The sequence below is a fragment of the Deinococcus marmoris genome (assembly GCF_001949125.1).
Classification (GTDB): Bacteria; Deinococcota; Deinococci; order Deinococcales; family Deinococcaceae; genus Deinococcus; species Deinococcus marmoris_A.
Genome location: NZ_MSTI01000130.1, coordinates 1 through 9,989, shown reverse-complemented (window position 1 = coordinate 9,989; position 9,989 = coordinate 1). Strand labels below are relative to the sequence as shown.

General features: G+C 65.4%; 9 protein-coding genes and 2 pseudogenes. 10 read left to right on the top strand and 1 reads right to left on the bottom strand.

What is annotated here, in order from left to right; translation table 11 throughout:
* The 9 genes and pseudogenes from BOO71_RS18700 to BOO71_RS18660 form a co-directional block, all read left to right on the top strand.
* Positions 1-549: pseudogene (locus BOO71_RS18700) on the top strand (DUF721 domain-containing protein); the annotation flags it as partial.
* Between the two features lie 111 nt (positions 550-660).
* On the top strand, positions 661-1,500 hold the full coding sequence (locus BOO71_RS26485) for a MogA/MoaB family molybdenum cofactor biosynthesis protein (protein ID WP_083653631.1): 840 nt from the start codon (positions 661-663) through the stop codon (positions 1,498-1,500).
* Between the two features lie 172 nt (positions 1,501-1,672).
* On the top strand, positions 1,673-2,524 hold the full coding sequence (locus BOO71_RS18690) for a hypothetical protein (RefSeq protein ID WP_254843213.1): 852 nt from the start codon (positions 1,673-1,675) through the stop codon (positions 2,522-2,524).
* A gap of 67 nt (positions 2,525-2,591) precedes the next feature.
* On the top strand, positions 2,592-3,683 hold the full coding sequence (gene truD / locus BOO71_RS18685) for a tRNA pseudouridine(13) synthase TruD (RefSeq protein ID WP_075834917.1): 1,092 nt from the start codon (positions 2,592-2,594) through the stop codon (positions 3,681-3,683).
* Positions 3,680-4,057: a hypothetical protein gene (locus tag BOO71_RS18680; protein WP_075834915.1), complete on the top strand. Its 378-nt coding sequence runs from the start codon at positions 3,680-3,682 to the stop codon at positions 4,055-4,057. The genes truD and BOO71_RS18680 overlap by 4 nt, the downstream gene beginning before the upstream one ends.
* Before the next feature lie 6 nt (positions 4,058-4,063).
* The gene (locus BOO71_RS18675) at positions 4,064-4,492 is read left to right on the top strand and encodes a DUF3293 domain-containing protein (protein WP_075834913.1); all 429 of its coding nucleotides are present in this window, start codon (positions 4,064-4,066) and stop codon (positions 4,490-4,492) included.
* A 551-nt stretch (positions 4,493-5,043) separates the two neighbouring features.
* Complete coding sequence (locus BOO71_RS18670) at positions 5,044-5,496, top strand: GNAT family N-acetyltransferase (RefSeq protein ID WP_075834911.1); 453 nt, start codon at positions 5,044-5,046, stop codon at positions 5,494-5,496.
* Between the two features lie 12 nt (positions 5,497-5,508).
* Positions 5,509-6,705 (top strand): alanine racemase, encoded by a 1,197-nt coding sequence (locus tag BOO71_RS18665; protein WP_083653630.1) that lies wholly within the window; start codon positions 5,509-5,511, stop codon positions 6,703-6,705.
* Between the two features lie 174 nt (positions 6,706-6,879).
* Positions 6,880-9,057: a HelD family protein gene (locus BOO71_RS18660; protein WP_368482886.1), complete on the top strand. Its 2,178-nt coding sequence runs from the start codon at positions 6,880-6,882 to the stop codon at positions 9,055-9,057.
* Between the two features lie 59 nt (positions 9,058-9,116).
* Here the strand turns inward: BOO71_RS18660 and BOO71_RS18655 are convergent, their stop codons facing one another.
* Positions 9,117-9,668, bottom strand: coding sequence for a hypothetical protein (locus BOO71_RS18655; RefSeq protein ID WP_075834909.1), 552 nt, complete (start codon positions 9,666-9,668; stop codon positions 9,117-9,119).
* A gap of 56 nt (positions 9,669-9,724) precedes the next feature.
* Here BOO71_RS18655 and BOO71_RS18650 point away from each other — a divergent pair.
* Positions 9,725-9,989 (top strand): annotated as a pseudogene (locus BOO71_RS18650) (hypothetical protein); the annotation flags it as partial.

Genomic DNA, 9,989 nt, shown 5'->3' with positions numbered 1-9,989 from the left:
GGGCGCGAGCCGGTGATGGCTCCCGCGCCGCCGCCGCTGCCTGCCCCAGACCGCGCCCGCGCCCGCGAACTGGTGCAGGACGTGGGCGAGGACCTGCGCCCCGCCGCCCTGCGCGCCGCCGAGGCCGTGACCCGTTCGCGCAAATGGCGCGAGGAACAGGGCTGGCGGCCCTGCCCGGTCTGCGGCGAGGCCAGCCAGGAGCAACCCTGCCGGGCCTGCCTCCTGACGCTGGATGATCCCAACGTGCGCCGCGCGGCCAGAACGCTGATGCAGCAGCCCGAATATCTGGAGACCCTGCTGGAAACCCTGGGTGACAGCGGCGCGAACGCGGCCCGCTATCTGGCGCTGGCACGGCTGGAAGAACAACTGGAGCTGCTGGCCCTGGAATGCGTCCGCAGCGGTCAGGAAGACGGCTACCGCGAATTTTTGAACCAGCAGGCGGGCATGTACCTCTCGCTGTACCTGCGCCGCCCCCGCGCGGACCTGAAGCGCTCGGACCGCGCCCTGCTGCCGGAAAGGGCGCGCAATGTGCTGAACGCGGGCCGCTGAGCAGAGGCAGCGGCGGAGAGTGCAGCGAGGGTTGGAAGTGTGGAAAAAGCCGTGGTTTCACCCCCGGCGTGGGACTGACATTGCCCGTTGCCCGGGCGGTATCGTGATCCCATGACGGACCCTTCCCAGCAACCTGCTTCCAAACAGCACCGCGCCGCCGCGCCGCGCAATGTCAGGGTGGCGGTGCTGACCATCAGCGACACGCGCACGCCCGAAACCGATACCAGCGGTCAGTACCTGCTGGCCGAGCTGAAGGTGGCGGGACACAGCGTGGTGCATTACCGGGTGGTCCGGGACGACGCGCTGGACATCCGCACCGCGCTGGTCCTGTTCGTGCGGGAGGCGACGGTGGTGCTGACCACGGGCGGTACGGGCCTGACCGGGCGCGACGTGACGGTGCCCGTGGTGGAATCGATGATCACCAAGCCCATCCCCGGCTTTGGCGAGTTGTTCCGCATGCTCAGCTACCGCGAGGTGGGCGGCGCGGCCATGCTGTCGCGGGCGCTGGGCGGGCTGTGCCGGGGTTCGGCCATCTTCGCTATGCCCGGCAGCCTGAACGCCGTCAAGACTGCCTGGGAAGGCATCCTGAAGAACGAGATCGGCCACCTGGCCTTCGAGATCGAGCGGCACGGGCAGCCGGGTGTGGTGGCCCCGGTGCTGTCTCCACTGGCCCAGTCGTTGGCCGCGCAATCGTTGGCCGCCCAGTCCACATCTGGTCAGGCCATATCTGGTCAGTCCACATCTGCAAAGTCCACACCCGTTCAGTCCGGCGCATCCCACCCCGCCCCCGCACAAATACCCGCCGCAAGCCCGTCCGTGTTGCCGGAGCAGACGCCGCCGCACACGGCAGTGGTCACGGACGCCGCCGCGCTGGCCCAGCCGCAGGCCAGGGGAACGGGCGGGTTCGCGGCCCGGCTGGGACGACACAAGAAAAACGATCCGCGCCTGTAGCGGAGGGCTGTGTAGCGTGCTGCTGCGTAACGTCAGGTAACAGGGGACCGGGCAGGCGTGGCAGCCCTTCTGTCTTCATCTTCCATTCGGCCCGGCTGCTGGGGTTTACTTTGGACCGGGCTGGGGCCGCGCTGGAGTGTTCACTGCCGGGCCGCCCACGAGGAGAGTGGACGTGCGAGAGTTGGAGGTTTTAGGGGCCGGGCTGGGCGACTTGAGTGTGGGCAGCTTCAGCTCGTTGCTGGAGCTGACCCCACTGACCGAGGTGAGCGGTCTGTACGCCCTGGTGATCGGTCTGATCGCGCTGCAATGGCTGCTGCGAACGGCGCGTGAGGCCCGGCTGGGCTATCTGCCGCGCGTGGCGTGGTGGGCCGTGCCGGGGCTGGCGCTGCTGCTGCTGACGCCCACACTGGACGTGCCCGCATTGTTTGGGCTGGGTGCGGCGGCGCTGCTGCTGGCCGAGTACTGGCCGCTGCCGTACCGCCGCGTTTCCGCCCGTCCGTCGCCCGCGTGGCCGCTGGTGTCGGTCCTGATCGGCGCGGTGCTGGCCTTCAGCATCTTGCAGAATCAGCGCCCCGAGCCGGTGGCCTTCGTGGCGGCCCTGTGTGCTTTGCTGGCGGGCATGGCGGGACTGCTGGGTGTGGCCCTGTACCCGGCGAAAGGCGCAGCCGCCAAGACCCGCCCCTCGCTGAATTTCCAGACCCGCTGGCACCGCACCGTCACCCCGGAATGGCCGGACCTGAGCGTGACCCTCAGCGAGCAGGGCGCGCACCTGAAGAACATCTCAAAACGTCCGGTGCGGCTGGCGGGCTGGTCCCCCGCCGGAATCAACGCGTGGTACCGGGTGCGCGGCCCTGACGGCGAGGTGCTGTCCGAACTGCGTGCCGGGCAGGAGGCGCTGCTGCCCGTGGGCGAGCGCGACAGCGGCGTGCGCGTGTGGTACGGCCCGGATAAGGCGCAGGAGGCCCACCTGTTCCGCGCCGACTGGACTCCGCTGGGCCGGGCCGATGGGCGCATCCTGAACTGAGCCAGAGGCCCGCCTCGCCTCGCCCTCTCACGCCCGCCGCAGGAAGCCGGGATAGGCTGCTGCAATCGTGAGTCTGGTGTTTGAATGGGCAGCCCTGCGGGCGCTGACGGAATCGGCAGGAACGGGCGGAACGCTGCGCGCTGAAGCCCAGGATTTCCGGGTAGAGGAAGTGGGTGCGTATCCGCTTTCGGGCGAAGGCGATCACCTGTTTCTGCATGTCGAGAAGACCGGGCACACCACCGCCCATGTCCTGCGCGAACTGAGCGCCCAGGTGGGCGTGCGTGACCGCGACATTGGCGTGGCAGGCCTGAAAGACCGGCATGCGGTGACCACCCAATGGCTCAGCGTGCCTGCCAAGTACGAGCGCCGTCTGGGCGAATTTGCGCTGGACGGCGTGCGGATTCTGGACACCACCCGCCACGGCAACAAGCTGGGCATGGGCCACCTGCGCGGCAACCGCTTCGTGGTGCGCGTGCGGGACGCGGCGGGCGGCGCAGCCGAGGCTGAAGCTGTCCTCAATCTGCTCGGTGCGGGGGGCGTGCCCAATTACTTTGGCCCCCAACGCTTCGGTCTGGGCGGCCTGAATGCCGAGGAGGGTCTCCGCGTGCTGCGCGGCGAATCGCGTCTGCGGGACCCGCGCGTGCGCCGCTTCCTGATCTCCAGCGTGCAGAGTGCGGTGTTCAACGCTTCTCTCAGCCTGCGTCTGGAACGCGGTCTGTTCGCCTCGCTGCTGGCAGGCGATATGGCAAAGAAGCACGATACGGGCGGGGTCTTTCTGGTCGAGGACGCCGCTGCCGAGTCGCCCCGCGCCGAACGCGGCGAGGTCAGCGCCACTGGCACGCTGTTCGGCAAGAAGACCAAGCCGCTGACCCTGGACGCGGGCGCTCTGGAAGCCGAGGCGCTGGCTCTCTTTGATCTGACGCCGGGCGTGTTCGCCTCCCGGCGTGGGGACCGCCGCCTGACCCGTGTGTTTCCCGAGGAGGCCAGCGTCACCCCGCAGGACGACGGCTACACGCTGTCCTTCACCCTGCCCAAGGGCAGTTTCGCCACCAGTGTGCTGCGCGAGGTGATGAAGACCGAGGTGGACAGTGCCGCACCGGACGACGCGGAAACTGATGGCTCTGAATCCGATGACGGTGCAGCAGGCGGTCAGGAATGAGACTGAAAGCGCTGGCGTTGGCGGCCCTTTTCCTCGCGTCCGGCGCGGTGGCCCAGAATCCTCCGGGCCTGAGCGCCGATCTGAAATTGATGCCCAGTTACGGCGGCGCGGTCCTGACGGGGCGCATCGGCGTGTCAGGATCAGATGAGGTGCTGGGCGTCTGGAGCAGCCTGGGCCGCGCCCGACTGATGAAATGCTCGCCCCGCTGCGAGGTGGTCAAGTCCGTGCCGATCACCGGCAGCCTGATCCTCAGCGGCAGCTCGGGCTACCGCGTGGTGCTGGGCGGCAGTTTCAAGCCGGGCCAGAAGGTCAGCATCGTCATGCGCTTTCGCCAAGGCGTGATCCTGAACACGTCGGCCATCGTGAATCGGTAGCCGGAAGTGCTGGAACAGCGCGCCGCCTTCCTGTCGGCCAGCTACGGCACGCCGGGCCAACGTTTTCGCCTCGCTCCTGAACGCGCAGGCCCCGGACCCGCCGCGCCGTCGTGGGCTGCTGGAACGTGGACAATCGTCACGGTCTGGAATCCAGACGGACAGCAGCAGCCGAAAGCCGACAACCTGCGGGCCGAACGCGAATTGCTGGCCCTGATCGTCTCGCGCCCACATTTCCCCGGCGTCAACGGCGAGGGCGAGTGGGCCGAGCCGTCCGTGATTCTGCCCGGTCTGACCTTGAGACGGGCGGCAGAACTAGGGCGGCGTTTCGCTCAGGCTGCCGTCCTCTTCGGCGCTGGGCAGCGGGTGGCCCTGATCTGGCTGGAGTCGGACAGGATGCGCGTGGAACGCTTCTGGGCGCAGCTTTTGGAAGTCTGAATGTGGTGGATGGCTTCACATTGCGCCTGAATGGGCAGGCGGATAGTTCGGTCATGAGTCCACGTTTCCGCCGTTATCTGATACGGACTCCGATTAGAGGGTGTTGAAAACACCCGTAATCCGAGCGGAGCGAGCAGGAGAAAAACGGGTTTCGGGCGTGGAGTGGAGGGATCGGCGCTGTTCCGATTCCTGCACGAAACAAACGGAATCCGTATGATTCGTGCGTTGCCTGCACTGGCTCTGGTTCTCGCCTTTTCCTGGCTGATCAACCGATTTTTCGGTGGCGGTTTCGACTCTGGCCTCGCAATTTGCCTATGGGTAGTCTTTCTGGTGGGCAAGTGGATTGTCCGACTCGAACCAGATCGGCGCGATTAGCTCTCTGGCCTTCGCCGTGCCCCACCTTCCAAACCGTCGCGCCGCCATGCGTTAAGCTGCCCTGTTGCTATGGGGCGGCTTTTCGTTCTGCCGTTCCCTGAGCTGCCGCCTCCAGGCTCGATTTGAAGCGGCCATGACATATCTGCCCTTACCTTTGGGCAAAGAGGAGGGGAAGAATGACCATTCAAACCCTGAACATCAAAAATTATCTGCTGGGGCCGGATGTTGCCGGGCGTCTCAGTGCCGAAGACAGCCAGCGCGTGGCCGCGTTCCTTTACACCCATCTGGACGAGTACGGCGACGCCCTGGAAGACATCCAGGCTTGCCTCGCCTATGCACAGGCACGCGGCGGCAGCGTCACCTACGCTGAAGAAAATGGTGAACTGCTGGGCGCTGTGATCACCAACCGCACCGGTATGGGCGGCTTCATCCCCGAAAATATCCTGGTCTACATCGCCGTCCACGGCAAGACGCGTGGGCGCGGCCTGGGCAAACAACTGATGGAAACCGTGCTGGCGAATGTGGAGGGCAGCGTGGCCCTGCACGTCGAGCCTCACAACCCGGCCCGGAAGCTGTACGAGCGGCTGGGCTTCACCAACAAGTATCTCGAAATGCGTCTGCAACGCTAGGGAGGCGAACTTATGGCATATCTGACGCTGAGCCGTCCCAAGTTGCAGGCCAATTTTGATCATCTGGAACACCTGTTCTCGGAACGTGGTATCGACTGGGGCATCACCACCAAGCTGCTGTGCGGCAACAAACTCTTTTTGAATGAGGTCATTCGCCTGGGCCGTCTGGAACTGCTGGATTCGCGCATCAGCAACCTGCGGGCCATCAAGGAGCTGAGTCCAGAGGCGCAGACGGTGTACATCAAGCCGCCCGCCTCCGCTCTAATCGAGGACCTCGTGACCTGGGCGGACGTGAGCTTCAACACCGAACTGGAAACCATCCGCGCCATTTCCGCCGAGGCCGTGCGTCAGGACCGTCAGCACCTGATCATCATCATGATCGAGATGGGCGATCTGCGCGAGGGCGTGCTGCGCGAGGACATCGAGGCGTTTTACGCCCAAGTCTTTCAGCTTCCGAACATCAAAATCATCGGCATCGGCACCAACCTGAATTGTCTGAACGGCGTGATGCCCAGCGAGGACAAGCTGATCCAGTTGGGTCTGTACAAGAAGATCATCGAGCTGAAGAACAACGTGGAAATCCAGTGGGTCAGTGCCGGGACCACCGTGACCATCCCGCTGCTGATCGCGGGCGGTTTGCCCCAGGCCATCAACCACTTCCGCATTGGCGAGGCGCTGTTCTTCGGGCAGGATCTGGTGGCGGAAGGCACCTTCAAGGACATGCACGACGACGTGCTGGAATTGCACGCACAGATTATTGAGCTGGCCGAGAAGCCCACGATGCCCTCCGGCACGCTGGGCAAGAACCCCTTTGGCGTCACCGCCGAGGCCGAGAGCAGCGGCAGCACCAGCCACCGCGCCATTCTGGACGTGGGCTATCTGGACATCTCGCCGCAGTATCTGGAACCCGTGGATGAGCGTCTGGAAGTGATCGGCGGCAGCAGTGACATGCTGGTGCTGAACGTGGGCGAAAATGAGGCTGGGCTGAAGGTGGGCAGCTATGTCAAATTCCGCCTCAAGTACATGGGCGCGCTGCACCTGATGAACTCGCCGTATATCGACAAGTTTGTGCTGGACGAGTCGGGGGAGCAGATCGGGGAGCTGGCGGAGGCGCAAAGAGAAGGGCCACCTTCGGCGTCCACCCCCCTCCCAGCCTCCCCCGCAAGGAGGGAGGAGCCAAAAGCCCTAGTTCACGACAGCGCAGAGTGAAGACTAGGGTTCCCTTGCCTCCCTTTTGAGGGGAGGTGCCCCGGAGGGGCGGAGGGGTGGAACGTGGGAGCCATCCCTGCACACCGCGAAACAAATTTCTGAATCCCAAACACCCAGCCCCGCAACACCCAATATTCCTTTTCCCGCCGCCCAGACCCCGTATTCTGGGCGGCGATGTCTGCCCCTGCTTCTGCCCGCCCACCTATCCACGACACCCACCCAGACTTCCAACCCGAAACCGCGCACCTGAAGGGCACGGTGGACGCCATGCTGCGCCAGATCGATTTCTGGGAGGACCGGGACCGCCAGATGGGCGCGGACCTGGAAACCAGCATCATCCTGGCGGACGAGGCGGGCGAACACGCCGCGATGCTCTCGCCGCATGTGCATCACCCGTACTTCGGCAGCCTGAAAGTGCGCGTGGGCGGGCGCGAGCAGACGCTGTATATCGGCAAGCACGGCTTCCGCGACGTGAAGGGGCCGCACAGCGTGGTGGGCTGGGACAGCGAGGTGGGCAGCCTGTTCTACTCCGACGCGCTGGGCTGGACGCCGCGCCGGGGCGGGCAGGGTGTGATCAAGCGGCGGCGGCAACTGGACATCGCGGCCAAGACGCTGCACCGCGTCACCGATCTGTACGACGACGAGGCCGGAGGCGACACCGGGGGCCGCGAGGAAGTGCTGCTGCGAAGGCTGGAAGAAGGCAGCACCGCCGGAATGCGCGACGTGGTGGAAACCCTCCAGCCCGAGCAGAACACCGCCATGCGCTACCCCGCCGGAACCCCGGTGATTATTCAGGGCGCGGCGGGTTCGGGCAAGACCACCATCGGCTTTCACCGTCTGGCCTGGATGACCAATGCCGAACGCGGGCCGCATCAGGCGCGGGCCGAGGCGTGCATGGTGCTGATGCCCAACCGCGTGCTGGCCACCTACGCCGCCCGCATCCTGCCCGAACTGGGCATCGGGGCCGTCAACGTGACCACGCCCGAGAGCTGGGCGATAGGGCTGCTGGGCCTGGAAAAGCTGGAGGTCACGGACCGGACCCTGACGCTCCTGCTGACCGATCACGACAACACCCGCCGCGCCCTGGCCTGGAGGCGGGCCAAGTTGCTGGGAGACGCCCGCATGCTGGACGTGATTCGCACCCACCTGTGGAACCGCTTTAACGCCTCGTTGCGCGGCCAGTCGTTGCGGGAAGAGGTGGCCCTGAACAGACGTGATCCGCAAATCTTCGCCCTGAGCGATACCGACTTGCACGCCATCCTGCGTGACGTGTTCGCCGCCGATCCCCTGAGCGGCTACCGCGCGGGCTTTCGCCGGGCCGTGGAAGATCTGGCCATCTCGCACCTGAACGTCCCTGACGACGAGGAAGCCAGTGTGCTGCGCCAGCTCTCCGCGCCCATCACCGCGCTGCTGGGCCGCATTTTCGCCAGCACCACTCCAGTCACCGAGGCCCGCCGCCTGCTGGGCAGCCCTGAAGCGCTGGCCGCCAGTGGCCTGCTGACCGAGCGCGAGATTGCCCTGCTCGCCACCGATCCTCTGAGCGGCATTCCCACCCCACGCCGCGCCCACGCCGACGCCACTGAGCTGCCCCTCATGCTGGCGGTGCAGGCGTTCACGGGGGGGATCGGGCGGCAGGTGGGGCGCGTTCTGGAACCCTTTGACCATGTGGTGCTGGACGAGGCGCAGGACTACTCGCCGCTGCTGTACGCGCTGCTGGGCCGCGCCACGCGGGCCGGACACCTGACCGCGCTGGGCGATCTGAACCAGGGCATGCACGGCTACAAGGGGCCAAGCAACTGGGAGGCGGTGCAGGCCGTCCTGCCCGGCGCGGAGGTGCTGACGCTGGGCCGCACCTACCGCAGCACCCGCCAGATCACCGAACTGGGCGCACGGATTGCCGCCACCTACAACCGCGCCGCCCAGGTGCAGGGCGTGGACCGCGATGGGGCCGAGGTCCAGCGCTACACCGGACCTGCCGATGCCCCGAACGGCGAACTGCCGTTGATCGCCCAGGCCGTCAAGGACGCGCAGGCCGCCGGACACGTCAACATCGCCATCGTGACCCGCCGCGCCGTGGATGCGGACCGTCTGGCCGAAGCATTGCGCGACTTCGACACCGACGCGCAGCCGATCACCACGCAGGAACACCGTTTCCGGGGTGGTCTGGTGGTATTGCCCGTCAGTCTCGCCAAAGGACTGGAGTTCAGCGCGGCCATCGTGAGCAGCGCCAATGTGCAGACCTACGACGAAAGCACCGAATACGAGCGCCGCTTGCTGTATGTCAGCGCAAGCCGCGCCCTGCACTGGCTGGGACTGGTCAGCGCAGGCGAGTTGCATCCGCTCATCGCCTGAAGGTTGGGATGAAAAAGGCCGCCCCGGTCTGGAGGCGGCTTTCGTCATTCAGGTGGAGATCAGTTGCAGTTGGCGATGGGCAGGGCCTGCACACTGGACACGGAATTGCTGACCGTTCCGTCGCCGCTCTGGGCCTGCACGGTCACAAAGGACGCCCCCTGAACCGAGATGGTATTGACGGGCGTGACGACGATGGCCTGGGCACCCAGACCTCTGGGCTGCACACTCAGGGGCGCGGTATTCGGCCCCACGACGAACTCGAAGGTGGAAGGATTGCCCGAGGAGATGTTGCCGAGGGCGTCGGAATAGATCGTCTTGGTCATTCCGTTATCTCGGCCTTCCAGACGCGCCCCGAACTGGTTGATGGTGCCGTTGAACGTGACATCGACGCTCAGGCGGGTGTTCAGGTTGTTGCAGATGATGGACGTTCCCTTGGAATAAGCCTTGCCACTTACAACGTCCACCGCGTCATTTGCCAGCGTGTACTGACTGGTGTAGCTCAGGAGTTGCAGGTTGCTCACGGGCACGATGCCAGGATCGACAATGACGTTCACGCCACAACTCGCCAGCACGCCCGTCAGCCCCACCGCCGCAATTAACAGTCTTTTCATGCTCAGTACTCCGGAAGGTTTTTGACGAATGGGGTGGGGATCGTCCATGTTGATGTGTGGCAACAAAACGGACGACCCCCAGCCAGATTCTAGCGGCCCTGCTCCCTGGAACCAGCCTGCGTTCCACCCAGGCCGCCTATCTTCAGGTGCTGTTGGTGCTGTGGCTGGTCGTTCCTGGACGACTGAATTTCACCAATCTGGCCCGCTATGGCGGGCCATCTGAGCGAACCCATCGCGCCTGGTTCCAGAAACCAATGCCGTGGGTGGAGTTGAACACCAGTTTGATCTTGCAGATGCAAGATCAGCAGTGTCTGGGCAGGG